The sequence below is a fragment of the Pseudomonas sp. URMO17WK12:I12 genome (assembly GCF_000514395.1).
GTDB classification, from domain to species: domain Bacteria; phylum Pseudomonadota; class Gammaproteobacteria; order Pseudomonadales; family Pseudomonadaceae; genus Aquipseudomonas; species Aquipseudomonas mucoides.
On sequence record NZ_AZVV01000003.1, the window covers coordinates 20,588 to 45,116 of the forward strand.

A 24,529-nucleotide genomic window follows, 5' to 3' on the forward strand; every position below is an offset into this window, starting at 1 on the left:
CTCAGCGCTCGTCCGCGCCAGCCAGGCGGCCACCGTGCAACACCACTTTTTCCGCCAGCCGCGCAGCCACCCGTGGGCTGTGCGTGACCATCAATAACGTGGTGGACGTGTCGTCGAGCAATTCCAGGAGCAGCTTCAACACTTCGTCGCTGGTGGCTTCATCGAGGCTGCCGGTGGGCTCGTCGGCCAGCAGCAATTTCGGCTGCGAAGCCAATGCGCGGCCCAGTGCGACGCGTTGCTGTTGGCCGCCGGACAGTTGCTCGGGATAGCGTCGCAGCACATCGCTCAGCCCCAGGCGTTGCACCAGATGCGCCTGCCAGCGCGGGTCATGCCGCCCTGCCAGCCGCGCCTGAAACGCCAGGTTGTCCTCGACCCGCAGGCTGCCGATCAGGTTGAATTGCTGGAACACCAGGCCGATTTCGGTACGCCGCCAGTGGGCCAGTTGCCCTTCGCTCATCTGCTCCAGCCGATGCTCACCGCTGCGGATGCTGCCCCGGTCGACCTTGTCCAGCCCGGCAATCAGGTGCAGCAACGTGCTTTTGCCGCTGCCTGACTCGCCCATCAACGCCAGGCTACTGCCGGGTTTCAGGATCAGGTCGACGCCTTGCAGCACCGGTAGCAGGCCTTGCGGGGTGGCGTAGCTTTTGAAGACGCCTTGGACCTGAAGCATGGGCAATTCCGTGAAGAAGCGTGAGGCAAGGATAGTGTATCGGACGCGGTGGGCTCAGCCTTCAGATCACGGGTGAATGGGCGACGCCATCGCGAGCAGGCTCACTCCCACAGGGGGGGTTGTGTACACCGCAAATCCAATCTGGGAGCGAGCCTGCTCGCGAAAAGGCCCGCCCAGACAACAACAAAATTCACTGCCCCACCGCCACACTCGTCGGCGTCTGAGACGGCGTCACAATGCTCTCCAAATCAATATGCTTCCACTCCGGCTTCGCCCCCAGCCGCGCATTGAACCGATAATTGAACGTAAACTCATCAGCCGTCGACACACTCAACGGTTTTCCGTAAAGCGCCTCAACCCCCGCCAGGTCATACCCCATCAACTGCAACAACGTCGGGAAGATGTTGTAGTGGCTGGAGCGATCTTTGTTCGCGGCCAATTGCGCGGACCAGTCCAAAGTCTTCAACCCGCTGCCCTGAATCACCACCAGCGGCACCAATCCCTCTTCTTCCACCGGGTCACCGCCGCAATGGGTATTGAGCCCGGGATTGCCCCGTTCATGAAGGTCTTGCCCGTGGTCCGAGGTGTAGATCAACAGCGCATTGCTCAAATCAGCCTGGGCGAACACCCGTGAGAAAAACTCCCCGACGTTCCACAGCAAGGTGTTCTTGTAGGCATTGCGGTACAACACCCAGTCATCCGGCTGACCGTTAAACCCGTCACGCTTTCCGGTATCGGCCACTTCGACAAACTGCCCGCGCGGCAAGGTCGGACGGTACGCCATGAACCCGTCCGGGTATTTATCGTGAACCGGAAAATGCGCGCCGACCTTGTTGATCACCACCAATTCCGGCTTGCCGTCATTGAGCAGGTCAACCAGTTTGGCCGCCGCCGCCATGTCGCGATCACGCACGCTGGTCTGGTCGAATTGCACGAACTCGTCGATGTCCTTTTTCTCGGCATCGTTCATCAGGTTCTGCAGGTTGCCGCCGGTGCGCTGAGCATCGATGTAAACGGTGCGCAGACCGGCCTTCCTGGCGTACTGCCAGATCGACGGCATCGTCGTGTTGATGCGCATGTAGTCGGCACGGGTACCGCCGTAGCGCAACGTGACGTTGGTGTCGGCGCTGCAATTGGCAATCGAGGCTGCATACCCGTAGTTGAAAATATCGACACCCGGGCGCGGTTCCTTGAGGTTGCTGTGCACACCGAACGGCGCGTTGATGTCCAGGTAGTTGCCGGAAATGCTCTCGTCGATGATCAACACGATGTCGTGGCCCACCGGTACGTCGTTACGCGCCAGGCTCACCGGCTCACGCGGGCCGACAGTGTTGTGCAGGGCTTCATAGGTAAACAGGTTCAGGTAGGCCAGCGGCGTGTACATGATCGGCAAGCCCCGGGCGCCCTCGCCGGCCCGCACGAACAACACCGCACTCAGCAGCAGCACCCCAAGCACCGGCGCCGCCACCAGCAACGCACCGGGCAGTGGCATGCGCCGACGCGGTTTGAGGCCGATGCCGAACAACAGCAGCATGCCGCCGAGCAGGCCACTGATGATTGCATCACGGTACTGGTAGATCGCTTCCTGGATGAAGCCGCCCGAATACACCAGCGACACGAAGCTGCTGTAGGTCAGGTAATCAGCCGTGACCCGCGTATAGACATCGAAAAACACCGCCGACACGAACATCACCAGGGCGAACAGATGGCGGACCAGCGTCTGCCGGATGTACGCCGTCATAAACAGCGCCACCGTCAGCGCGATAAACATGCCGCCGAAAAGAAGCACCGGAAAACCGATGCCCATCGCACTTAAACGTTCGAGGTAATAGTCGTAGTTCTTAAGTAAATAGAGAACTAACAGTACTTCTTTGAGATATCGAATCATTCTCTTTAGGTACTCATGAAGGGCTTTTGGCCAATAGATTGTCGGCCATTTTTTGACACTAGCACCGGGCCATCAAAGCGCAAGAATTGTCGGACTTTTACACAAAGCGTCAAAAAAACGTTGACTCAAATCTGACACACTTGTGGGGAAAATTCCCCGGACTTTCAAGGCACTAGACCGTCCATCGTTTTCTTCAGGTCCTTAAAAACCCCTCAAAACCGCGACAAATCCAGCACCGACAAGCACTTGATGGCATTTGGCCCCCAAAATAGGGGTTTGGCTACCACAAGAGAATGTCATTTTGCTGACACGCTTTCCCAACGCTGGGCTATACCCCTTTTGACAGTCTTATTTTCGTTATCTCAACCGTCTTACGAGGCACGCCAATATGGACGTGAGCGTATTTGGTACGGGCTATGTTGGCCTGATACAAGCAGCGGCACTGGCCGATGTCGGACATCGCGTCCTGTGTGTCGACATTGATCCAAATAAAATAAAACAACTGCAACAAGCAGTGCCACCGATCAGCGAACCTGGGCTTTCCAGCACGCTGGAAGAGAACATCAAGGCCGGTCGGCTGCTGTTTACCACCCAGGCCAGCGATGCGGTCGAACACGCCGAGCTGATTTTCATCGCCGTGGGCACGCCCGCCGATGAAGACGGTTCCGCTGACCTCAGCCATGTGCTGAGTGTCGCCCGCCAGATCGCCAACCATATGGAGGCCGATCGCACCTTCATCATCAAGTCCACCGTACCGGTCGGTACCGCGGACCAGGTGGCTGCCGCCGCCAACGAAGAACTCAAGCGCCGTGGCAAGAGCGCGCTGAATGTGCGGGTGGTGTCCAACCCGGAGTTTCTCAAGGAAGGCAGTGCCCTGGCCGATTGCATGCGCCCGGACCGGATCATCGTCGGCACGCTCGACGATGAAGCCCGCAGCCAGATGAGCGAACTCTACGCGCCGTTCTGCCGCAACCATGAAAAGCTCATGTTCATGGACAACCGCAGCGCCGAGCTGACCAAGTACGCCGCCAACGCCATGCTCGCCACGCGCATCAGTTTCATGAATGAACTGGCCAACCTCACCGAACTGCTGGGGGCTGACATCGAAGCGGTGCGCCGGGGCATCGGTTCCGACCCGCGCATCGGTTACCACTTTATCTACCCAGGCTGCGGCTTCGGTGGCTCGTGCTTCCCCAAAGACCTGCGCGCCCTGCTGCACACCGCCGAACAAAACGGCATGCCGCTGCGCCTGTTGCGCAGTGTCACCGACGTCAACGACACCCAGCGCCACATTCTCTTCGGCAAGCTCAAGGCACAATTCCCGAATGGACTGGCCGGTAAATCCATCGCGATCTGGGGCCTGGCGTTCAAACCCAACACCGATGACATGCGCGAAGCGCCCAGCCGTTACCTGATGGAAGCCCTGTGGGCCGAAGGCGCGACGGTACAGGCCTATGATCCGGAAGCCATGTCCGAATGCCGGCGTCTCTACGGTTATCGCAAAGACCTGCATTTATGCGCCACCCGCGACGACACCCTGGAAGATGCGGATGCGCTGGTGATCTGCACCGAGTGGAAGAACTTCCGCGTGGTCGACTTCGACCTGCTGGCGAGCAAATTGCGTTCGCGGGTGATCGTCGACGGTCGCAACCTGTACAACCCGGAGCACGTCGCTGCCGCCGGCTTGCACTACAGCGGTATCGGTTTGCGACACATTGCACCCGAGGCGCCGCGCCCATGAAGATCCTCGTCACCGGAGCGGCCGGTTTTATTGGTGCCCATTGCGTGTTGCGGTTGTTGCGCGACGGGCACCAGGTGTTCGGCCTCGATAACTTCAACGATTACTACGACCCGCAACTCAAGCGCGATCGCGTCGATTGGGTGCAGGAGCAGGTCGGCCCTTTCCAGCTCGCAACGGTGGACCTGGCCGATACGTCGGCCATCGAAGCCCTGTTCGCCCGTGAAAAACCCGAGGTGGTGATCCACCTCGCCGCCCAGGCCGGGGTGCGTTACTCACTGGAGAATCCTCGGGCCTACCTCGACAGCAACTTGAGCGGTTTCCTCAACATTCTCGAAAGCTGCCGCCGGCACCCGGTTCAACACCTGATCTACGCCTCGTCCAGTTCGGTGTACGGCGCCAACCAGCACACGCCGTACTCCGTGCAGGACGGCGTCAATCACCCGCTCTCGCTGTATGCCGCGACCAAGAAAGCCAATGAACTGATGGCCCACAGCTACAGCCACCTGTTTGGCATTGCCTGCACCGGGCTGCGGTTTTTCACGGTGTACGGGCCCTGGGGCCGGCCCGACATGTCGCCGATCCAGTTCGCCCGCGCCATCGCCGAGGGCCAGCCGCTGAAGCTGTTCAACTACGGCCAGCATCAACGCGACTTCACTTACATCGACGACATCATCGAAAGCATCGCCCGTCTGATCGATCGCCCACCGCAGGCCAACGCTGAATGGGACCGCGAGCAACCGGACCCGGCCAGCAGCATGGCGCCGTGGCGCATTTACAACATTGGCGGCCAGCACCCGGTGGAACTCAAGGACTACCTGGCACTGCTGGAAAAACACCTTGGTCAACCGGCCATCGTCGAGTTGCTGCCCTTGCAGCCGGGCGACGTCCTCAATACCTGCGCCGACGCCAGTGACCTGGCGCGGGCTACCGGATTTCAGCCTTGTATCGAGCTGGATGAAGGACTCGGGCGTTTCATCGCCTGGTTCCGCGATTACTACCAACTGCCTATCGCCCACGCGCCGCTTGCGGCTGAACTTCAGCGGAGGACTCTATGACTGGACATGAAAAAGGTGTGCCCCTCAAACAAATGCGCAGGGACAAACGCCTCGATCCCGAGCACCGGATTCGCATGGATGCGGCTATTCACATGCAGGGGCGTGGCTGGATGACTGGCCGTGACGGCGGTCGACCCTGGACGTTGTCACGCACCAACCGGGTGGTCGCCTGCCTCGGTGCGTTGATGATTCTGGTGTTGATTTCGCCGGTACTGCTGGGCCTGGCGCTGGCGATCAAGTTCAGCAGCCCGGGGCCGGTGATGTTCGTGCAGAAACGCACCGGCTACCGCGGTCGCGCCTTCGGCATGTACAAATTCCGCACCATGGTGGCCAACGCCGAGGAGCTCAAGGAGTCCCTGCGGCACTTGAACAAACATGGCGCCGACGCCATCGACTTCAAGATCGACAAGGACCCGCGCATCACCGGCATCGGTGGATTCCTGCGGCGCAGTAGCCTGGATGAGCTGCCAAACCTGATCAATGTAGTGACCGGCGACATGCGCCTGGTGGGCCCACGGCCTACTTCGTTCAACGCCTACCGCTACAAGGATAACCACCTCGCACGCCTGAGCATCTACCCCGGCATGACCGGCCTGTGGCAGATCTCCGGGCGCAGCAATATCGACTTCGACCAGCGCGTTGAGTTGGATCTCAGCTATATCGCCGAGCAGAGCCTCTTGCTTGATCTGAAGATCCTGTTGAAAACCCCCTTCAAAGTATTCAGCGGCCACGGAGCGAGTTAAATGGACGGTTCATCAACCAAAAGCCTGAGTATCGCCAACCCGAGCGAGTCCAACCTGACTTCGACCGTGCTGGATCAAGATCTGCGGATCCTACTGCTGACCGCCGCCAACCCCGGCGCGGGCACCACCACCAGCGCGCTGGCACTGGCCAGTCAACTGGCCCAGATGAGCAGCGGCCAGGTGCTGCTGGTCGACGCCAGCCAGTCCTCGAACAACCTCACGCAGCAACTGGGGTTGACCAAGGAACGCGGCTTTCGCGACTTGATGTTCAACAACCAGAGCCCGCCGATGCTGCAGGACTGTGTGGTGAACGTCGCCAGCCTGCCCTTCGACATTTTGCCCAACGGCCGTTATGCCCGCGGCAATGAACACCTGACTGCCGAAAGCATGAGCCCCTTGCTCGATCAACTCGGCAGCCAGTATCGCTTTGTGGTGATCGACGCCGACGCGGTGTATTCCGCCGCCGACACCCTGGTCATCAGCACGCAGGTGGACGGCGTGATCATGGTCGTGCGCGCGGAAGACACCCGCTGGGAAGTGGCACAAGCCGCGGTTCAGCGACTGACCCAGGCCGGCGCAAAAATGGTCGGCAGCGTGTTCAACCGTCGCAAGTACTACATGCCGAAATGGCTGTACAAAAACCTGTAAGCAACCAGAAAAGGATGACGCCATGAACGCCAGAATGCTTGTCCTGCTGTTGCTGCCGCTTGCAGGTTGCACCAGCAATTCGACCGAAACCCAAATGCCAGTGCAGATCCTCACGGCCTCACCGGCCAACGCCCAGGCCACCGACATGCCCAAGGTCGAACAGACCTTGCGGCCACAGGACGTGTTGGACGTGATCTTCCACATCAGCACCAGCGGCTCGGACGCCTACCGCATCCAGTCCGGTGACCAGATCGGCCTGAACTTCACCGCCGCCAGCCAGCTCAACGGCAATCAACTGGTGTTGCCTGACGGCACCATCGAACTGCCAGGCGCCAACACCTCAGTGAAGATCGCCGGGCTGTCCAGCGAGCAGGCGCGTGAGGAAATCCAGCGGGCGTATCAGCGCAAACAGCTGTTCCAGCCCAACCGCAACCAGTTGACCGTGCAAGTGATCAGCCCGCTGAGCAACGAATCCAACCTCAAAAGTGCCCTGAACCACCCCGCTACCGGCATGAGCCGGGAGATCACTGTTGGCACCGACGGTTATGCCAGCTTCCCGGAAATCGGCGCCGTGCCACTGCAAGGCATGACCGTCAATCAACTGGAAACCTTCCTCAACAAACGCTACGCCGATCTGCCAGGACGGATGACCGTCGACGTACTGCTCAAGTCCACCGCCGGCAACGAAATCTATGTGCTGGGTGAAGTCGGCCAACCGGGCTCCTACCCGATTCGCCGGCCGGTCTCGGTGCTTGAAGCGCTGACGCTGGCACGCGGCAGCAATGCCAAGGCACGGCTCGATTCGGTGGTGATCATGCGCCGCAACGGCAATCAGGTTAAGGCCGTGCATTATGACGTGGAAAAAGCCCTGGCCGGCGATGCTTCGCAAATCGCCTACCTGCAACCGGACGACATGCTCTTCGTGCCCAAGACCAAACTGGCCAGCGCCGGTGAGCTTGCGCGGCAACTGGCAGACGTCGTGTTGTTCCAGGGTGTGGGCTTCAGCTTCGGCTACCGCGTCGACAACAAAGACAGCAATAACAACAACTGACTCTCAGGTGACCTGACATGAATCCAAAGGAAAACTACCTGCACGAGTTCTTCAGGATCTTCTTTGCCAACAAGCAGTTGGTGAAGCGGGTATTCCTGGTCTTTGCAGTGATCGCCCTGGTCTTGCCGCTGGTGCTCAAACAGAGCTTCGACATCACCGCGCAAGTCATCGTGCAGTCGAAAAAACTTTCCCAGGGTGACGCCACCACGTCACTGACCGTGGACAACGCCACCTTCATTCCACCCTCGCTGGCGGACATGGAAACCGAGAGCAATATCCTGCGCTCCCCGGCCCTGATCCGGCAGACCATCAGCGAGTTGCGCGACAAGGGCGAGTACACCCCGGCCCCCGGCGTGTTCAACACACTGGTGCTGCAACCGATCAAACGCTTCATCACCTCGCCACTGCGTGAGTACGTGATCAACCCGGTGAAAACCGCGTTGGGCATGGAAACCGATCCGGTGCGCGACACCACGCTGGATACGTTGACCCAGGAAGCCATCGACAAACTGAAGATTGAAACCCTGCCGGGGTCCAACGTGATCTCGATCATCTACAGCTTCGGTGATCCGCATCAAGGCACGCAGTTTGTCGCGGCCTTGTTGCAAAACTACCTGGCCAGCCGTCAGGACCTGCAATCGATCGACCTGCCACAAACCTTCTACGAAACCAAGAAGCACCAATATCAGGTGCGCCTTGATGGCCTGGAAGGCACCCGGCTGGCGTTGCTCGAAGGTGTCGGCTCGTCTGATCCGAAGGAAGAAATCACCTTCCGCCTCAACGCGATCAACACCGAGGAGCAAGCGCTCAACCTGTATCAGGACCGCCGCCTGCAAAGCCAACGCTGGCTCGACTACCTGAAAACCAGTCTGGCCGCCGCCAGCAATAACAAGCTCAACGACTACACCTTCCCCTACACCTTCACCACCACCGTGGACAACGTGGCGTTTGAAGATCGCGAGATCAAACAGATGGGTGAGGCACTGACCAACCAGGTCAGCCGCTACATGAACGACCTGGCCATCTTCCAGCCCAGCAGTGAGCCGATGTTGCTGACCCGCGAACAGATCACTCGCACCCGTCAGCAGTTTTTGAAAGTGGTGAGCAACCGGATTCAGGAACGCACCAACGACCTGGCGATTGTCAGCTCGGTGATCGACCAGAAGACCGCGCGCATTGCCGAGTTCAAGAACCGCATCCACCAGTTGCAGGAAACCCAGAGCAAACTGCGGCAGATGGACACCGAGATCGATGCCTTGCACAAAGCGTTCTCGACCTACGCCCAGCGCTTTGCCGAAAGCAGCACCGCCCGATCGCTGGACACCGACCTGTCCAACGCCCGTGTCCTGAGCCCACCGTATGAACCGACCGAAGCGGCGTTTCCCAAGCCGTTCCTGATCATCCCGTTCGGCTTGCTCACCGGTCTGCTGCTGGCGATTGCCCTGGTCTACGTGCGTGAGTTCTTCGATCACCGCTTCAAGGCGCCTGCGCAAATCACCCACGAATTGGGCTTACCGGTGCTGTTGGTGATCAACGATCAAAGCGTGGAGCCGATCAACCCACACAAGAACTGGTCCGTGCCACGCCTCGTGCATTGGGTGCGCAATTGAACGCGCCGCTCAACCCTGCCACCGCCCTGCCGATCATTCATTTGCTCAGCAGCGGTGGGTTCTATGGGGCTGAGCGGATGCTGCTCGACCACTGCCTGGCGACGCCGGGGCAGCACCAAGTGCTGTTTCTCGATGCGCCGCCCGCATTGATCGCCCGGTTTCGCGAGGCCGGGGTGGACTGCCGTGGTTGCGCCGGGCTGGGGGAGTTGCTCGCGCATTTACGTCAGCGCCGTGGGGAAAAACCGCTGATCAATACGCACAATTTCAAAGGCCTGTTGTTTGGCTGGGTCGGCGCGACGTTGTTGCGCTTGCCGCTGGTAATCACCCAGCACGGTTTCACTCCGCGCAGTCGCAAGCAGAAGTTCTACACCTGGCTGAGCCTGCAACTGTGCCGCACCGCCTCGGTGGATCGTGTGGTTTGCGTCGCCGAAAGCATCGCCACGCTGTGCCGTCAGGCCAGTGTGCGGGCCGATAAGTTGCAGGTGATTCCCAATGGCTTGCCCGCCGCTGCCACGCAGTGGTCACCCAACGTTGACCGTCAGCGTTGGCTGGCCGGATACGTCGGGCGCCTGAGCAGTGAAAAAGGCCCGGACCTGTTTCTCGATGCGCTGATCCCGTTGTGTCAGCAACACCCGCAACTGGACGCCGTGATGCTCGGCGACGGCCCGGAACGGGAAACGCTGCTGGGACGGATCAATGCCGCCGGTTTGCAAACGCGCATCACCTTGCCGGGTTATCAGACCGACATGGGGCGGTGGTGGCGCCAACTCGATGCGCTGGTGATCAGCTCGCGCACCGAAGGCACGCCAATGATTCTGCTCGAAGCGATGCAGGCCGGAGTGCCGGTGGTGGCGTTCGGCGTCGGCGGCATTCCCGATGTGCTGCAAGACCGGCACAACGGTTTGCTGGCAACGCCCGCCGACAGCGCCGCCCTCGCCCGCCAGATCGACACCTTGCTGATGGAACCGGCACTGGCGGCGCAATTGATCGACAACGCAAAACGTACCCAACTGGATCGTTACGACCTCAAGGCCCTGGCCGAACGCTGGTCGCAGCTTTATATCCGTACTGCACGGGAGGCACGCGCGTGATCTTTCCGCTCTCGATCGTCAGTCTGCTTGGCCTTGTCTGCCTCGGTTTGCTGGCCAGTCCTTATCCTTTTCTGGCGCCGGGGGCGGTGCTGGGTCTGGTCGGTGTTGCGTTGCTGTACCGCAAACCCACCTGGGGTCTGCTCGGCATCGCGGCGCTGGTGCCGTTCGAAGGGTTCTTCAAGGACAGTTCGCTGTCGGGCACCAAGTTCATCGGCGCGTCGCTGGCGGTGATCCTGATGCTGCAACTGGCCCTGCGGCAGATTCCGTCCGAGCGCCTGCGCAGTAATACCTGGCGCTACCTGATCTGGTTTCTGGTGCTGTACCTGCTCAGCCTGCTCAACACCGATGACATGGGCATGTCGTTGGGGCATCTGCGGGAGTTGAGTGTTGGCCTGATTCTGTTTGTGATCACTCTGATGATCGGGCGGGACTTGAATCTCGATCTGTTCGCCAAACTGGTCACTGCCAGCGTCACGATGACCTGCGTGCTGGCAATGTTCTCCAGCAAATATCAGGATCAGGGGCGCGCCGCCGGGTTGCTCGAAGACCCGAACGCCTTCGCCATGCTGATCGCCTTCGCCGTGCCGCTCGGCCTGTGGCTGGTGATCCGCAGCCCGAACCTGCTGCATCGTCTGTTCTGGGGCGGTTGCTGCCTGCTGTTGCTCGGTGGCATGACCAAGACCGAATCGCGCTCCGGGCTGGTGGTGTTGTTTCTCAGCCTGATCATCGGTGCCTGGCACTACCGCACCGAGTTGACGCGGATCCGCCCACGGCATCTGGGGTTTGCCATGCTCGCCGTGGTGATCGTGATTCCCCTGGCCATTTATGCAATGCCCGCCGGTTACATCGCCCGCATCCAGTCCCTGAGTATCTTGAGCGCAGGGGCCAAGAGTCAGGACGAATCCCTCGGCCGCCGTGCCTCGTACATCGTGGTCGGCAGCGCGATGATCCGCGAGAACCCGCTGCTCGGCTCCGGCCCCGGCACCTTCCCGCTGCACTACGCCACCACCGGTTACGCCAAGGCGTTTTCGGCCAACCGCAAAATCGGCGACCTGTACCGCCGCGCCCACAACACCTACCTGGAAATCTTCAGTGAACTGGGGATTCCCGCCGGCCTGCTGTTCGTCGGCATGCTCGCCCTCGGCTTGTACAACCTGATCCGCGCCCGACGCATCTGGATGCAGCGAGCCAACCGCGAGCAAGCGGACTTGATGACGCACCTGGCGATGAGCTTTCTGTCGTTGACCCTGTTCCTGATGTTCCTCAGTGCGCCCAACCAGAAGTACGTGTGGATCATGCTCGCCCTGACCAGCGTACTGCGTGTGAAAGCCGAAGAAAGCCCGCCAAGGGAGGCCAAGGCATGAGCCGAATCAGCATTGTGATTCCGATGTACAACGAAGCGCGCCACATTGCCCGCACCTTGCTGGCCGCGAAAAAAGCCGCCCACGCGGCCGGCCTCGATTGCGAGCTGATCGTGGTCGACAACGGCTCGCACGATGAAGGCCCGCAGATTGCCCGGCAATTCGGTGCGCAAGTCCTGGAGCAGCCGGGGATCCTGATCGGCGCCCTGCGCAATCGCGGAGTCGCCATCGCCACCGGTGAATGGCTCGCGTTCATCGACGCCGACGTCGAGATGCCCGAAGACTGGCTGACGCGACTGGTCGCTCTCGAAAGCAAGGGGCAGGCCGATGTGTTCGGCCTGGATTTGCACACCCCGGCCGCAGCGCCGTGGTACGCCACGGCCTGGCAGCGCCGCACACTGCGCCCTGCGAGTCAGAGCCTGCGTAAGGTGGATTGGTTGCCCAGTTCCAACCTGCTGATGCGTCGCAGCTGGTTCGACAAGGTCGATGGCTTCAACGAAAGCCTGCGCACCGGCGAGGACAAGGACTTCACCCTGCGTCTGCACCAGACCGGCGCGCGGATTCTCGCAGTCAATGAATGCGTGGCCCTGCATTGGGGTTACGAAATGAACTGGCGCGAGTGGATGGGCAAGGAAATGTGGCGCCAGAGCAGCCACGTGCAATTGCTCCGCACCCATGGCGCGAGCCTGCGACTGCTGCGCTTTCCGTTGTTGTCGTTGGGGGCCTGGTTTCTCGATTTGCTGGCGATCTCTGCCCTGTGCGACGGCTTTCCGCATCACGCGGCGGTCATGTTGACCATCACCACCGTGCCGGCGCTGATCATGAGCCTGCGCCAGAGCCGCAAACACCGCGACGTCGGCCTGACCCTGCAACTCTGGGGCCTGCACTGGGTGCGCCTGCACCTGGCCGGGGCCGCGCTCGTTCTCAGCCTGTGTCATTGGAATGCCAGGAGGCCCGCCCGTGGCTGAATTCATTTTCTGGTTGTGCCTGCTGCTCCCGGTTTACGCCTACCTCGGTTATCCCTTGTTGCTGACGCTGTTGTCGCCGCTGTTCGCGGCGCGCCGTCATGGCGCGCCGGAACCGATGAACGTGAGCGTAGTGATTGCCGCGCACAACGAAGCGCGGCACATCGAACACAAGTTGCGCACCCTACTCGCCCAGGATTACACGCCGGCCTCGCTGCAGATCATTTTGGCCAGCGACGGCTCGACCGATGACACGGTGGCCTGCGCACGCAATGTGATTGACCCGCGCATTACCGTGCTCGACCTGCCGCGCCAGGGCAAAGCCGCGACCCTGAATGCCGGCGTGGCGCTGAGCACCGGCGACATTCTGGTGTTCACCGACGCCGACAACCAATGGTCGCGCGACACCCTCGGCCATTTGCTCGCACCGCTGAGCGATCCGCAGGTCGGCGCCTGTGCCGGGCACATGGTGATCCCCGTGACGGGCGGTGGCCTGAGCGTCGGCGACAGCCTGTATCGGCATTACGAAGGCTGGCTGCGCCGGGTCGAGAATCGCACCGGTTGCATGGTTTCCGCTGACGGCGCGTTGCTGGCCTTGCGTCGCGAGCTGTTCCAGAACGTGCCGGCGGAGGTCAACGACGACTTCTTCATCAGTACCTGCGCGCCGGTCGCCTTCAAACGCATCGTCTATGTGCCCGAGGCGCAAGTGATCGACCAGGGCGTCGATGAGGCCGACAAGCAATTCCGTCGCCGCCAGCGTGTCACCGTCGGCGGCCTGCAAAGCCTGGCGCAGCGCAGCGAGCTGCTCAATCCGCTCAAGCATGGCCTGTATTCGATTGCCTTGATCAGCCACAAGCTGATCCGGCGTCTGGCACCGATCCTGTTGTTGCCGTTGCTGCTGAGCAATTTCTGGCTGTGGGACGACCACGGTTTTTATCGCCTGAGCCTGATCGCGCAACTGATTGGTTATGCCATTGCCATCGCCGGCCTGCTGGATTCGCAACACCGCTTGCCCAAGCCCTTTCGCCTCGCCGCGTTCCTGCTGGTGACGCTGGCCGGTATGAGCATCGGCCTGTGGCAGTTCCTGCGCGGCCAACGGTACGCCCAGTGGAACCCCGAACAGAATCGTTGAAAGGATTGAGCCATGGCGATCAAACAATTACTAAAGCGCACCAGTGGTTGGCTCTACCTCAATTCGCCGGTCGGGCGTAGTCAGCTGCAAGGCGCCGGGGTAATCCTGATGTTGCACCGGGTGCTGGCCGACGATCAGGCCGCCGCCCTGCCCCACCGCAATGAATTGTGCGTCGGGCCCAAGGCGTTCGAGCACTTGCTGGCATGGCTGAAAAAACACTTCGATTGCGTGCCGCTGATGGAGATTCTGCACCCGGGAAAAATCCGCTCGGACCGGCCGAAAATCACCCTGACCTTCGATGACGGCTGGCGTGACAACGCGGTGAATGCCTACCCGCTGCTGCAAAAATACCAGGTGCCGGCGAGCATTTTCCTCTCCACCGATTTCATCGGCAGCCGTCAGCGGTTCTGGTGGGAAAGCATCGGTGAAACCTTGTGGGGCAGCCACGGTGAGCCCGCCCGAGTGCGCTTGATCGAGTCACTGCAACAGGCTGGCCGCCCCTTGCCGGTGCGGTTCACGGAACTGGATGAGGAACGCCGCAGCCTGGCGCTGCTGCATTTTCTGCAAAGCCTGAAAAGCCTGAGCCCGATGACGTTGAACCAACTGACCGATGCCTGCCCGGACGAGTCGTTGCCCCAGGCGCTGGACTGGCATCAGGTGCGTTCGCTGGAAGCTTCCGGGTTGGTGCGTTTCGGCCCGCACGGCGCCAGTCACGCAATCCTTACCGGCCTCGACGATCAACGCTTGCATGAAGAGCTGAGCCGCAGCCGCGATGCCCTGCAACACGGTTGCAACCGGCCGTTGCCGGTCTATTGCTACCCCAACGGCGACAACGATGCACGAGTGCGCGATCAGGTCGCCTTGCATGACTTCCCGTTTGCATTGGGCACCGGCACCGGGATTTATCGCGGCAGCGAAGACCCTTTGAACCTGCCGCGTTTCGGCGTCAGCCAACGCGTGGCGCGCAACCCACAACTGCTGTCATGGCGTTTGTATCGCGGGGCCCGCGCATGAGCCGTAGCTATTACCTCAAGCACCTCGCCCTGAGCATGGGCACCAAACTGGCGATGATTGCGCTGCGTTTGCTGCGCAACGTGTTGCTGGCGCGGATTCTCGGCCCCAGTGAACGCGGCTTGTTTGCCCTGCTCAGCACCCTGCCTGACCTGATCAGCGCCGCCACCAGCGGCGGGCTGAACTCGGCGGTCGGGTATCAAGCGGCCAAGCAGCGGCCGATGGGTTTGCTGCTAAGTCAAGTGTTGGTGTTCGGCTGTCTGCTGGCGGCAATGTTGACCTTGCTGGTGGTGGCGCTGGTGCGCGAATTCGGCAGCGAACTCGACATCACCACGCAACTGGGCCTGCTCGCCTGGCTGCTGTTGCTGGCGGTGCCGTTGACCGTGCTCAAAAGCGGGTTGCTGACACTGCACAACGCCTCGGGCGGCGTGGTCGCGTTCAACGCCTTGCGCCTGGTGGAATCCCTGGCGCCGCTGTTGCTGTTCCTCGCGCTGTTCTGGATGTGGAAAGAGTCGGCCCTCGAAGCGGCGCTGATCAGTTGGCTGGCGGGGATCAGCCTGGTGGTGCTGGCGGGCTGGGTCTGGCTCAAACGTGATCAACCGCTGAAGTTGCAATGGGACCGCGCCAGCCAGAACGAACTGCTGCGCTACAGCGCTCGCAGCCATCCGGATCTGTTGTTCCAGCAAGTGATCCTGCGTTCCGATTACCTGTTCATCGGCGCCCTGCTCGGCAGTACCGCGCTCGGTCATTACGCCATGGCCAGCGCCGCCGCCGAGTTGCTGCTGATCGTGCCGGAAGCGGTCACCACGCCGCTGATGAAACGCCTGCTGCAACAGGAAGAAGGCATCGACAAGGTCACGCCGCTGGCGCTGCGCCTGACCGCGACGGTGATGCTCGGCGCCTGCCTGACCATGGCGGTGATCGGTGAATGGCTGATCGTCACGCTGTTCGGCGCGGCGTATCAACCGGCGTATCCGGCGTTGCTGGCATTGCTGCCGGGCCTGCTCGGCCTGTGCTATGCAAGCATCCTGCGCCTCGATTTGCTGGGCAAAAACCGCCCCGGCACCATCTCACTGTTGATGGGCCTTGGTGCCCTGCTGAATCTGGCGCTGAACCTGATCATGATCCCGGCATACGGCATCGTCGGCGCGGCGGCCGCTTCGTCCATCGCTTATCTGGCGGTCACCATCGCGCTGCTGGTCATGTACTGCCGCTTGAGCGGCGTGCCGGTGTGGCAAACCCTGATCATCCTGCCCAGCGACGTGGCACCGATGCTGCTGATGCTGCAACGGAAATCGGCATGAGGCATTTCGCGCTGCTGGTGAGCCTGGGTCTTTCCCTCGACGCCTACGCCGGGCCGATGCGCTGGGCGGACATTCGCGACGGCAGCTTGTACCTGCAACCGGAGCGTCCCGACACGCTGACGGTGCGCTGGACTCCGGCGTGGCAAGCGGATGCCAACGAAGAACAGCTGTACCTGCTCGACGGCAAAGGCAAGCTTCAGGCTGAACGCAAGATTGCCGCCAGTGAATTGAGCGGCACCCAGAGCTGGCCGTTGGCGCCAAATGCGGCCAGCTATCAACTGGAGATTCCGGGTTACAGCTTTCGCCGCTACAAGGTTGAACACGACGACAGCACCGTGGCGCTGTTCGCCCCGGCCAAGGTGCATTTCAGCGCCGAAACCCATGACGGCGACGAGTTGTTTTTCAAGGTCGCGCCGGGTGAACACGCGGTGCTGGCCGGTAAGTTCCACGGCGGCGTCAGCGTCCTGCAAGCGCAACGGGTGGGCGACGGCAAACAGGTGTCGGTGGCGCTGAAACCTTATCGGGCCTATTGGCAGTTCGATCAGGTCGAGTTACCGGTCACCTCAAACGAACAAGTGTGGCGCCTGCGCCTGCAAGGCAGCGGCAAAGTCGCGTTCTGGCTCGACGGCACCGCCAACCTGTTCGCCCAGGACCCGCAGCAGCTCAAACCGCTGCGCGAAGACGCAGGTGATGTGCGCCTGACGCTGGGCAAAGACGTGCTCGGCCCGACGCCGAACCTCGGCATCGCCCTGCCCTACGTGATGCCGCCGCCCTCCAGTTATGCGGTGCTCGATGCGCTCAAGCCGCAAGCCGGCGCCTACTACACCTTTGTCGACGTCACCGCGAAAAAGCCGCAGTACGAAGATGCGTTCCGCCAGGTGTATCAGGACCGCTTCGGCATTTATCAAGACATCACGCTGTTGGCCGGCAGCCAGCGCCAGGCCGATTTGCGCGCCGACACCATGAGCAACACCGGCCTCGACGCCTGGCTCGCCTCGACCCGCGCCCTCGGTGGCAAGGGCACGCACTACATCGGTTTCGCTGACGAGCCGAATCTCAACTATTCGAGCTACGCCCAGTACCAAAGCATTTTCAATAGCATGGCCCGGCAAGTGCGCAGCAATCCGGCCAATGCCAAGGCCGGTGTGCGCATCGCCATGCCGGCCAGTTCACGACTGGTCAACGGTCCGTTCGCCGACAACGCCGCCGACAAGCGCGGCATCGATTGGGCCCGGCGTTTGCTGGCGGAATCGGGCGATAACGTCGATGCCCTCGCTTGGCACGAATGGATGATTCGCGACTTGCTGGCAACCCGGGTCTACCGTGACAGCGTGCGCCGCGCCGCCGATCTGGTTGGCCTCGATGGCAAGGGCCGACCACGCAAAGCCTTGTTGCTGGACCAGACCAACATGTCCAGCGGTTCCAGCCTGAGCCCCTATGATCAGGACACGCATTTCGCCTCGCTGTGGTGGGCATCTGTGGTCATCAACTCGTCCCAGGACGGCTTACTGGAAATGCTCAACTGGTTCCAGGCCGCCGATGAACCGAACTACCCCAAGGGCATGTTGAAAGTCCTCGGCGACGATCACTTCGAATTGAAACCGGTGGGTTTTGCCCAGCAGTTCATTCAGCAGCACTGGCTCGCTAACGTGATGCAAATGGAAAACAACGCCTTCGAAGTCGACGTACTGGCGATGGCCGACGACGTCAAACGCAGCCTGTTGGGGGTCAACAAAGGCAAGCGTTTGCAGCAGGTGAGCCTGGCCGGCATCACCTGCCCGCTGCTCAAAGGCTCATTGCGTTACTTCGGCGCGGACAACCGCAGCCGCGACGCGCCTTTCACCTGCCAGAACGGGCGCGTCCGCTTCGATCTGCCAGGGGAAACCCTGTTCGCTCTGGGCTGGAGCGCCTCATGAACACCCTGAATTGGTTTTCCGCGCAGGCCCTTGCCGCGCGATGCATCACTCCCAACACGGCCAACGCCGTCAGGAGACATAACATGAGTGCTTTGCACAAACTCAGTGAACAGATCAAACAGAAAGGCCTGAGCGCCACGTTCAAAAAAGTCTGGAAGCATTACGTGTTTTTCCACGAAGAACTGTTGTGGATGGAACGCGACCTGGTCAGCCCGGTGCCGCCACACAAGCTGCGGCCGTACCCGCCACTGCGGGTGGAAACCATTACCGCGCAGAATGCCGTGGCGTTCACCCGCTACTTTGGTGACCGCGTAGAGACCATGGCCGAACTGGCCCGCGAGGGTTACACCGGGCACATGCACCTGGACGATAAAGGCGATGCAGTGGCGTTTATCTGGGGGGCCGCGCGCAACTATCACGACAAGCATTACTACGGTTGCTGGTTCCCGGTGAAGGAAGGCGAGTTCTTCGAATTCGGCGGAGAACTGACCCGTGCGTATTGGGGCACCACGCTCTCGGTGGACGTGCAACTGGAACTGTGGAAAGCCATGCAGGCCCAGGGCTGCAACAAGGTGGTGGATGTCTGCGAGTCCCACAACATTCCGGCCCTCAAGCTGCACATGCGCATGGGGTATCAGGAGCAAGGGCGGATCATGAACGTGTACAGCCTGTTTGGCTGGCGCTTCTTCCGCGAAACCCGTTACACAGGCTCGCGTCTGGATGCCTTGCGCAAACCGGCCCGTGAACCTGTCCCAGCCTCGGCGACCTGACCTTATGGCGGCACGATTGGAATGGCGCACCTCACTGTGCGCCGCTGACTTCCCGGCAGCGGCTTACGAAGCGCTGCGTCTGCGGGTGACGGACCACACGCCGTTCAACACGCTGGCCTGGATGGCCGCGTCTGAACAGGCTTTGACTGCCGGGCAGCACCTGCACGTGCTGCTGGGCTGGCAAGGCAATGAGTTGCAGTTGTGCCTGCCGCTGGTGGCGTCCGTCGAGCGGTTCGCCGGGTTGCCGTTTCGGGTGCTGCATCATTTGGGTTATCCCCTCGCCGACCGCCTCGCCTTGCTCACGAACCTGGACGCCGAGGATATGCGCAAGGCCTTGGTCGAGATTCGTCGACGGCTGCCCCATGCCTTGCTGCAACTCAATGAACTCCCGGAACCAGTTGGCGAGGAAAGCGTGCTGACGCAATGGATGACCCACAGCTCGACCGGCGAACGCCGACTCAGCTGCCGGGTGCCGGTGCACTTGATCAGCGAGGCCGACCATCAGGAAGTGTCCGGCGACCCGCGCTACAAACTGCGGCGTGCGCGTAAACGCATCGCCGCGTGTGGTGCTCAGGTTCGACGGATCACCCCGGACGCCTTGACCATGGGCCCTTTGCTGCAGGCCATCAGCGAAGTCGAAGCGGTGAGCTGGAAAGGTGACGAAGGCGTCGGGATTTTCTCTGACGAGCGTCATCGACAATGGATGGACCGCGCCTTCACCGCCCTCGCCGAACAGGGGCTGGTGCGGGCGGTGGTGCTGGAACTGGACGGCCGTTGCATCAGCTACCGTCTCGGGTTGCTGGAGCAAGGTCGGCTGTACGACTACAACCTGGCCTTCCTGCCGCAATACGCCGACCTGGGCAGCGGCCGGGTGCTGCTTGAAGAATGGATTCGCTGGGGGCTGGACGAGAACTGGCGCTGGATCGATGCCTCGCGGGTCAGCCTGGAAAACTCCAGCCATCAACTGCACGAACGCATGAGTGGACAGCTGGAGCACTGGCGCTGGAGTTTCTATTCCTGGCGCCCCAGCGGTCTCGCCTTGGGCCTGGCGTTGCGCTTCTGGCAGCGACTCAAACCGGCCTGGCAACAGTGGAAAGCCCGGCGTGCGGCAGCAGCGGTCAAACCCGCACCGGTTGCCGCGCCTGTCGCCAAAGCCGTCGAGCCGGCAAAAACCATCATGGAGAGCGAACATGCCTCGCCAAGTCATAGTCAACGCTGACGATTTCGGCCTTAGTGCCTGCGAAAACGCGGTGATCCTCGGGGCCTTTCAGGCCGGGGTCATCAGTTCCGCCACGGCCATGGCCAACATGCCGGCCTTCGAAGCGGCGTGTGTGATGGCACGGCACCCGATGCTCGAAGGGCGGATCGGGCTGCACTTCAACCTCACGTACGGGCGGCCCCTGAGCCGGTCGATTCTGGGTCGCCGGACGTTCTGCGACAGCGCCGGCGTGTTCGACCTCAACCTGCCCCGCCACCGTCTGTGGCTCAGTCGCCGGGATCGGGCGGCGGTGCTCGAAGAACTCGAAGCGCAATGGCAGCGTTGCCTGGACAACGGCGTGCGCCCCAGCCATCTGGACTCCCATCAACACGTACACAACATCTGGCCCATCGGTGAAATCGTCGCCCGCTTCGCTGCCCGTCAAGGGGTGCCGGTCCGGCTGGCGCGCAACCTGGGGCAAAACCTGAGCCTGCCCAAACGCGTGTTCAAGGAGTTGCTCAATCGGCGCTTAACCCATCTGGCCGGCGCCACCGCTGACTATGTGTGTACCCCGGTTGATCTGCGCAATGCGGCGCCGCCGCTCGATGGGTTGCTGGAAATTGTCGCGCACCCCAATCAACTCGGTGCCGATTTTGGCGATGCTTATCTGGATCAGGGCGAGTCGTTGAGTGCCCTGCTGGAGCAACGTTTGCCGGGGGTGGAGCGAGTCGCCTACACCGTGGTGGGCAAGTCGTTCAGCGAGCGTGCGGAGGCCGTAATGGAATAAACACCACACGGATTTTTAACGCCTGAAAATGTGTCCGAACGGTTACATACGTTGAAACAAAAGGCCGGAGATGGCAGCGCCATTAAATGGCCACTGTGCGCTATACCCACACTACTTTCATCCACGCAAGACCATTCCTTCGTCAAGGAGGGCTTCATGAACGCACTCGACAAGCTTCGCGAACGCATCAAACAAAAAGGTCTGAGCCGCACGTTCAATACGCTGTGGAAGCGCTACGTGTTTTTCCATTGGGAACTGTTGTGGATGGAGCGCGACCTGGTCAGCCCGGTGCCGCCGCACAAACTGCGTCCCTACTCGGGCTTACGCAAGGTGATCATCACCCCGGAAAACGCCACGGCATTCGCCAAGCATTTTGGTGACCGCGTCGGCACCATGGCCGAACTCGCCGCCGAAGGTCACACCGGGCACATGTACCTGGACGACGAAGGCCATGCCTGCGCGTTCATCTGGGGCAGTACACGTGACTATCACGACCGTCACTATTACGGCTGCTGGTTCCCGGTCAAACCCGGTGAGTTCTTTGAATTCGGCGGCGAAATGACCCGAGCCTACTTCGGCACCAGCCTGTCGGTGGATGTCCAGGTCGCCCTGTGGGAAGCGATGCAGGCGCAAGGCTGCGACAAGGTGGTGGACACCTGCGAAACCCACAACATCCCGGCCCTCAAACTGCACATCCGCATGGGGTATCAAGAACAGGGGCGCGTGACTCACGTCTATGGTCTGTTCGGCCGCTGGCGCTTCTACCGCCAATCCACCTATACCGGCTCACGCCTGGACCCACTGCGCAAACCGGGCCGGCCAGTGGTGACGAGTGCGGCGCAGGCTTGATGTGTGCTTGAGCGTTGCGGTGTCAGTGACACCGCTTTCGCGAGCAGGCTCGCTCCTACAGGGGCCCCTCACCAGACATCAGTGACATCTGAACGGCCTTCTGCCATGGTTCACAGCATTGTCCATCTGCAGTCTGTGATCACAGCACGCCAACAATGGGGGTCCGTCTCATGAGCAAAGCAACCTACATTCCTCCCAAGGTCTGGAAAAACAACGCCCCGTCTGGCGGCGAATTCGCCAACATCAACCGGCCAACCGCCGGACCGACCCATGACAAGACCTTACCGGTCGGCAAGCACCCGTTGCAGTTGTACTCACTGGCCACGCCCAATGGGGTGAAGGTGACCATTCTGCTGGAGGAGTTGTTGGCGCTTGGGCATACCGGCGCGGAATACGACGCCTGGCTGATCCGCATCAACGACGGCGATCAGTTCTCCAGCGGCTTTGTCGAGATCAACCCGAACTCCAAGATCCCGGCGTTGCTGGACCATAGCGCGAAGCCGCCCATCCGCGTGTTCGAGTCCGGTTCGATCCTGCTGTATCTGGCGGAAAAATTCGGCGCTTTCCTGCCCACCGATGTGGCAGGACGCACCGAAACCTTGAACTGGCTGTTCTGGCAAATGGGCGCAGCGCCCTACCTGGGCGGCGGCTTCGGGCATTTCTATGCCTACGCGCCAGAGAAACTTGAATACCCGATCAACCGCTTCACGATGGAGACCAAGCGGCAGCTGCATGTCCTCGATCGCCGACTGGCCGAAAGCCCCTACCTGGCGGGCGATCACTACACCATCGCCGATATTGCAGTCTGGCCTTGGTACGGCCAACTGGTGCGGGACAAGGTGTACTCGGCGGCCGAGTTTCTGTCTGCACACGAATACACCCACGTGCAACGCTGGGCGGAGGAAATTGCCAAGCGACCTGCGGTCCTGCGCGGGCAGCGCGTCAATCGTACGTGGGGCGATGAGGAAAGCCAGGTGCCTGAACGGCATGAGGCGGATGATTTGAACCGCTGAAAATCCGGGCTCTCAGGTTTGATGGCTGACAGATAAACCGTGGTGCGGTCATCGCGAGCAAGCTCGCTCCCACAGGGATCTACGCCGGACACAAACGCTGTGTCTCATGAAGGTCAAAACTGTAGGAGTGAGCCTGCTCGCGATGGCGCTGGCGCTGGCGCTGGCGCATTCAAAGCTGATGTGACTGAACGATTGCTATCGCGAGCAGGCTCACTCCTACAGGGGATTTTTGGCGAACATCCGACGGCGACAACGAGGAGTTTCTTCGTGCTATCGGCTATGTGGTAAAAGCACGTGGAATGACACAAATAGCCAAGGGCTCAGGTATGGGGCGCGAAAGCCTGTATAAGGCCTTCGCTCCGGGACTACAGTGCTCGCCTCACCACCAACGAAAAACACATCGGCAATTGCGCCACCTGCCGCTCATACCGGTCATACACTTCCTCCCGATTCGAGTGCGGGTATTCCTTGAAGTGGTTGATCTGCAACCCTGCATCGAGGGCACCGGTGAAGATGTCCCCGAGGGTGTGAGCAAACCAGTAGGACGCCGCAGCCGGCTGTTCGACCTTGCCTTCGTACACAATCGGCTGATTCTGCACAAACGGTTCGCTGCGAAAATACGAGCTGTGCGGGCGATACGGATCGGCCGATTCAGGGTCGAACATCTCCAGGAACGGATGGGTTTCGTACACCACCAGCGCCCCGCCCGGCTTGAGGGTTTGCGCGACATGCTGCATGAACTCGCCGATGTCCGGCATCCAGTTCAACACGCCGATGGTGATCAGGGCCACGTCGAAACGCTGATGCAACGAGGTCGGTAACTGATGGATATCGGCTTCGATAAATTCAGGCTGATGGGGTGAGCGCGACGCCAACTCCCGCGCCTGATCGAGAAACGCGGCCGACTGATCGACGCCCACCACGCTGCGGGCACCCAGCGCATACAGCGAGAGACTTTCACGGCCGTTGTTGCAGCCCAGTTGCACCACATCCCGGCCGTCGACGCCCACCTGTTCCAGCACGCCAGTCAACGTCGCATCCAGACAGGAAAAATCCCGCTGCCCCACGGCACTCACCAAATCGCGCCATTCGCGGGTGTCTTTGTGGTGTCGGGCGGAGTCATTCCACGCCTCGCGGTTGCTGGCGATGGCTTGTTCTTGTGTCGGCATTTCCATTGCACGCTCCAGATTCGGGTCTTGATTGACCGGCCCAAGTCTAGATCGGAGTGCTGAAAAAACCTGTTGGAATCTTGTAAACCGGGCATCGCGAACGCGTGCCCGCACGACAGCTATAGTTAATGACCTTGGGGAATTGCGCGAAAACCGAATGCACAGGTGTTGCCATGAAAAAATCCGATCTGATGCTGCTCACTGTCTGCCTGACACTGGCGAGCGCCGCCCACGCGGACGACAGCCTGACGCCGACCACCGACTACAGCAGTGAATTCAACTATTACGGGGCCGACCAGCCCTTCGCTCACCCGGTTCCCCCCTCCATGAACATCATTCCGCCGGGGTCGTACATCCCGACGTCGCCCCAAACTTTCGTGCCGGTTTCAAGCCAGCACGTGTTCTCCGACTCACGCTTGCCGACAATCGCCGATGCCTCCACCCGGGTGTTCATTCGCACCTACGATGCCGAGCATGGCGTCTATGTGAACGAGGAAGTCCTCGACCCGACCTGCCTGCTCGAATGCCTCAGCCGTCAGGGCCCGGTGCTGCAATAA

At 61.0% G+C, this 24,529-nt stretch carries 22 protein-coding genes and 1 pseudogene; 20 read left to right on the plus strand and 3 right to left on the minus strand.

All coding sequences use genetic code 11. The features are described from left to right. Window position 1 precedes the first annotated feature (1 nt). Together D882_RS0100115 and D882_RS0100120 are read right to left on the minus strand one after the other, a co-directional pair. Entirely contained in the window at window positions 2-670 is a 669-nt protein-coding gene (locus D882_RS0100115) for an ABC transporter ATP-binding protein (RefSeq protein ID WP_027921351.1), read from the minus strand. 190 nt (window positions 671-860) lie between these two features. Then, the gene (locus D882_RS0100120; protein WP_027921352.1) at window positions 861-2,558 is read right to left on the minus strand and encodes a sulfatase-like hydrolase/transferase; all 1,698 of its coding nucleotides are present in this window, start codon (window positions 2,556-2,558) and stop codon (window positions 861-863) included. A gap of 388 nt (window positions 2,559-2,946) precedes the next feature. On the opposite strand from D882_RS0100120, the gene D882_RS0100125 reads away from it, so the two are divergent. The 19 genes and pseudogenes from D882_RS0100125 to D882_RS1000000132995 all read left to right on the plus strand — a co-directional run. Beyond that, window positions 2,947-4,299 (plus strand): UDP-glucose/GDP-mannose dehydrogenase family protein, encoded by a 1,353-nt coding sequence (locus tag D882_RS0100125; protein WP_027921353.1) that lies wholly within the window; start codon window positions 2,947-2,949, stop codon window positions 4,297-4,299. Continuing rightward, window positions 4,296-5,354 carry an NAD-dependent epimerase gene (locus tag D882_RS0100130; RefSeq protein ID WP_027921354.1) on the plus strand — a complete coding sequence of 353 codons (1,059 nt, stop codon included), beginning with the start codon at window positions 4,296-4,298 and terminating at the stop codon, window positions 5,352-5,354. Before D882_RS0100125 ends, D882_RS0100130 begins: the two co-directional genes overlap by 4 nt. Further along, window positions 5,351-6,097 carry a sugar transferase gene (locus D882_RS0100135; protein WP_027921355.1) on the plus strand — a complete coding sequence of 249 codons (747 nt, stop codon included), beginning with the start codon at window positions 5,351-5,353 and terminating at the stop codon, window positions 6,095-6,097. The genes D882_RS0100130 and D882_RS0100135 overlap by 4 nt, the downstream gene beginning before the upstream one ends. Continuing rightward, window positions 6,098-6,745, plus strand: coding sequence for a CpsD/CapB family tyrosine-protein kinase (locus D882_RS0100140; RefSeq protein ID WP_027921356.1), 648 nt, complete (start codon window positions 6,098-6,100; stop codon window positions 6,743-6,745). It begins immediately after the preceding gene. Window positions 6,746-6,767: 22 nt separating this feature from the next. Then, entirely contained in the window at window positions 6,768-7,796 is a 1,029-nt protein-coding gene (locus tag D882_RS0100145) for a polysaccharide biosynthesis/export family protein (protein WP_027921357.1), read from the plus strand. 17 nt (window positions 7,797-7,813) lie between these two features. Beyond that, on the plus strand, window positions 7,814-9,406 hold the full coding sequence (locus D882_RS0100150) for a Wzz/FepE/Etk N-terminal domain-containing protein (RefSeq protein ID WP_027921358.1): 1,593 nt from the start codon (window positions 7,814-7,816) through the stop codon (window positions 9,404-9,406). Further along, window positions 9,403-10,497, plus strand: coding sequence for a glycosyltransferase family 4 protein (locus D882_RS0100155; RefSeq protein ID WP_027921359.1), 1,095 nt, complete (start codon window positions 9,403-9,405; stop codon window positions 10,495-10,497). Before D882_RS0100150 ends, D882_RS0100155 begins: the two co-directional genes overlap by 4 nt. Next, window positions 10,494-11,861, plus strand: coding sequence for an O-antigen ligase (locus tag D882_RS0100160; protein WP_027921360.1), 1,368 nt, complete (start codon window positions 10,494-10,496; stop codon window positions 11,859-11,861). Before D882_RS0100155 ends, D882_RS0100160 begins: the two co-directional genes overlap by 4 nt. Further along, entirely contained in the window at window positions 11,858-12,826 is a 969-nt protein-coding gene (locus tag D882_RS0100165) for a glycosyltransferase (protein ID WP_027921361.1), read from the plus strand. The genes D882_RS0100160 and D882_RS0100165 overlap by 4 nt, the downstream gene beginning before the upstream one ends. Next, entirely contained in the window at window positions 12,819-13,955 is a 1,137-nt protein-coding gene (locus D882_RS0100170; protein WP_027921362.1) for a glycosyltransferase, read from the plus strand. The genes D882_RS0100165 and D882_RS0100170 overlap by 8 nt, the downstream gene beginning before the upstream one ends. A gap of 12 nt (window positions 13,956-13,967) precedes the next feature. Beyond that, window positions 13,968-14,969, plus strand: a complete 1,002-nt coding sequence (locus tag D882_RS0100175) for a polysaccharide deacetylase family protein (protein ID WP_027921363.1) — start codon at window positions 13,968-13,970, stop codon at window positions 14,967-14,969. Next, window positions 14,966-16,270 (plus strand): lipopolysaccharide biosynthesis protein, encoded by a 1,305-nt coding sequence (locus D882_RS0100180; protein WP_027921364.1) that lies wholly within the window; start codon window positions 14,966-14,968, stop codon window positions 16,268-16,270. Before D882_RS0100175 ends, D882_RS0100180 begins: the two co-directional genes overlap by 4 nt. Next, window positions 16,267-18,186, plus strand: coding sequence for a hypothetical protein (locus D882_RS0100185; RefSeq protein WP_027921365.1), 1,920 nt, complete (start codon window positions 16,267-16,269; stop codon window positions 18,184-18,186). The genes D882_RS0100180 and D882_RS0100185 overlap by 4 nt, the downstream gene beginning before the upstream one ends. A gap of 83 nt (window positions 18,187-18,269) precedes the next feature. Then, window positions 18,270-18,956 (plus strand): hypothetical protein, encoded by a 687-nt coding sequence (locus tag D882_RS0100190; RefSeq protein ID WP_027921366.1) that lies wholly within the window; start codon window positions 18,270-18,272, stop codon window positions 18,954-18,956. 4 nt (window positions 18,957-18,960) lie between these two features. After that, window positions 18,961-20,175: a GNAT family N-acetyltransferase gene (locus tag D882_RS0100195; RefSeq protein WP_027921367.1), complete on the plus strand. Its 1,215-nt coding sequence runs from the start codon at window positions 18,961-18,963 to the stop codon at window positions 20,173-20,175. Then, a complete protein-coding gene (locus tag D882_RS0100200) occupies window positions 20,147-20,941 on the plus strand; it encodes a ChbG/HpnK family deacetylase (RefSeq protein WP_027921368.1) in 795 nt (264 codons plus the stop codon). The genes D882_RS0100195 and D882_RS0100200 overlap by 29 nt, the downstream gene beginning before the upstream one ends. A 156-nt stretch (window positions 20,942-21,097) precedes the next feature. Continuing rightward, on the plus strand, window positions 21,098-21,790 hold the full coding sequence (locus D882_RS0100205) for a GNAT family N-acetyltransferase (protein ID WP_027921369.1): 693 nt from the start codon (window positions 21,098-21,100) through the stop codon (window positions 21,788-21,790). A 170-nt stretch (window positions 21,791-21,960) separates the two neighbouring features. Beyond that, window positions 21,961-22,803 (plus strand): glutathione-dependent disulfide-bond oxidoreductase, encoded by an 843-nt coding sequence (gene yghU, locus D882_RS0100210; RefSeq protein ID WP_027921370.1) that lies wholly within the window; start codon window positions 21,961-21,963, stop codon window positions 22,801-22,803. A 239-nt stretch (window positions 22,804-23,042) separates the two neighbouring features. Further along, window positions 23,043-23,168: pseudogene (locus tag D882_RS1000000132995) on the plus strand (DNA-binding protein); the annotation flags it as partial. Here the strand turns inward: D882_RS1000000132995 and D882_RS0100215 are convergent. Then, window positions 23,169-23,978 (minus strand): bifunctional 2-polyprenyl-6-hydroxyphenol methylase/3-demethylubiquinol 3-O-methyltransferase UbiG, encoded by an 810-nt coding sequence (locus D882_RS0100215; protein WP_027921371.1) that lies wholly within the window; start codon window positions 23,976-23,978, stop codon window positions 23,169-23,171. It abuts the pseudogene before it with no gap. A 167-nt stretch (window positions 23,979-24,145) separates the two neighbouring features. Between D882_RS0100215 and D882_RS0100220 the strand changes: the two genes are divergently transcribed. Beyond that, window positions 24,146-24,529 carry a hypothetical protein gene (locus D882_RS0100220; RefSeq protein ID WP_027921372.1) on the plus strand — a complete coding sequence of 128 codons (384 nt, stop codon included), beginning with the start codon at window positions 24,146-24,148 and terminating at the stop codon, window positions 24,527-24,529.

Excerpts from the sequence above, each read along its gene's own strand:
- D882_RS0100145 (WP_027921357.1), top strand. The coding sequence starts at position 6,768 with ATGAACGCCAGAATGCTTGTCCTGCTGTTGCTGCCGCTTGCAGGTTGC.
- D882_RS0100150 (WP_027921358.1), top strand. The coding sequence starts at position 7,814 with ATGAATCCAAAGGAAAACTACCTGCACGAGTTCTTCAGGATCTTCTTT.
- D882_RS0100195 (WP_027921367.1), top strand. The coding sequence starts at position 18,961 with ATGGCGGCACGATTGGAATGGCGCACCTCACTGTGCGCCGCTGACTTC.
- D882_RS0100125 (WP_027921353.1), top strand. The coding sequence starts at position 2,947 with ATGGACGTGAGCGTATTTGGTACGGGCTATGTTGGCCTGATACAAGCA.
- D882_RS0100140 (WP_027921356.1), top strand. The coding sequence starts at position 6,098 with ATGGACGGTTCATCAACCAAAAGCCTGAGTATCGCCAACCCGAGCGAG.
- D882_RS0100180 (WP_027921364.1), top strand. The coding sequence starts at position 14,966 with ATGAGCCGTAGCTATTACCTCAAGCACCTCGCCCTGAGCATGGGCACC.
- D882_RS0100130 (WP_027921354.1), top strand. The coding sequence starts at position 4,296 with ATGAAGATCCTCGTCACCGGAGCGGCCGGTTTTATTGGTGCCCATTGC.
- D882_RS0100165 (WP_027921361.1), top strand. The coding sequence starts at position 11,858 with ATGAGCCGAATCAGCATTGTGATTCCGATGTACAACGAAGCGCGCCAC.
- D882_RS0100135 (WP_027921355.1), top strand. The coding sequence starts at position 5,351 with ATGACTGGACATGAAAAAGGTGTGCCCCTCAAACAAATGCGCAGGGAC.
- D882_RS0100205 (WP_027921369.1), top strand. The coding sequence starts at position 21,098 with ATGAACGCACTCGACAAGCTTCGCGAACGCATCAAACAAAAAGGTCTG.
- D882_RS0100120 (WP_027921352.1), bottom strand. The coding sequence starts at position 2,558 with ATGATTCGATATCTCAAAGAAGTACTGTTAGTTCTCTATTTACTTAAG.
- D882_RS0100220 (WP_027921372.1), top strand. The coding sequence starts at position 24,146 with ATGAAAAAATCCGATCTGATGCTGCTCACTGTCTGCCTGACACTGGCG.
- D882_RS0100200 (WP_027921368.1), top strand. The coding sequence starts at position 20,147 with ATGCCTCGCCAAGTCATAGTCAACGCTGACGATTTCGGCCTTAGTGCC.
- D882_RS0100115 (WP_027921351.1), bottom strand. The coding sequence starts at position 670 with ATGCTTCAGGTCCAAGGCGTCTTCAAAAGCTACGCCACCCCGCAAGGC.
- D882_RS0100190 (WP_027921366.1), top strand. The coding sequence starts at position 18,270 with ATGAGTGCTTTGCACAAACTCAGTGAACAGATCAAACAGAAAGGCCTG.
- D882_RS0100215 (WP_027921371.1), bottom strand. The coding sequence starts at position 23,978 with ATGGAAATGCCGACACAAGAACAAGCCATCGCCAGCAACCGCGAGGCG.
- D882_RS0100185 (WP_027921365.1), top strand. The coding sequence starts at position 16,267 with ATGAGGCATTTCGCGCTGCTGGTGAGCCTGGGTCTTTCCCTCGACGCC.
- yghU (WP_027921370.1), top strand. The coding sequence starts at position 21,961 with ATGAGCAAAGCAACCTACATTCCTCCCAAGGTCTGGAAAAACAACGCC.
- D882_RS0100175 (WP_027921363.1), top strand. The coding sequence starts at position 13,968 with ATGGCGATCAAACAATTACTAAAGCGCACCAGTGGTTGGCTCTACCTC.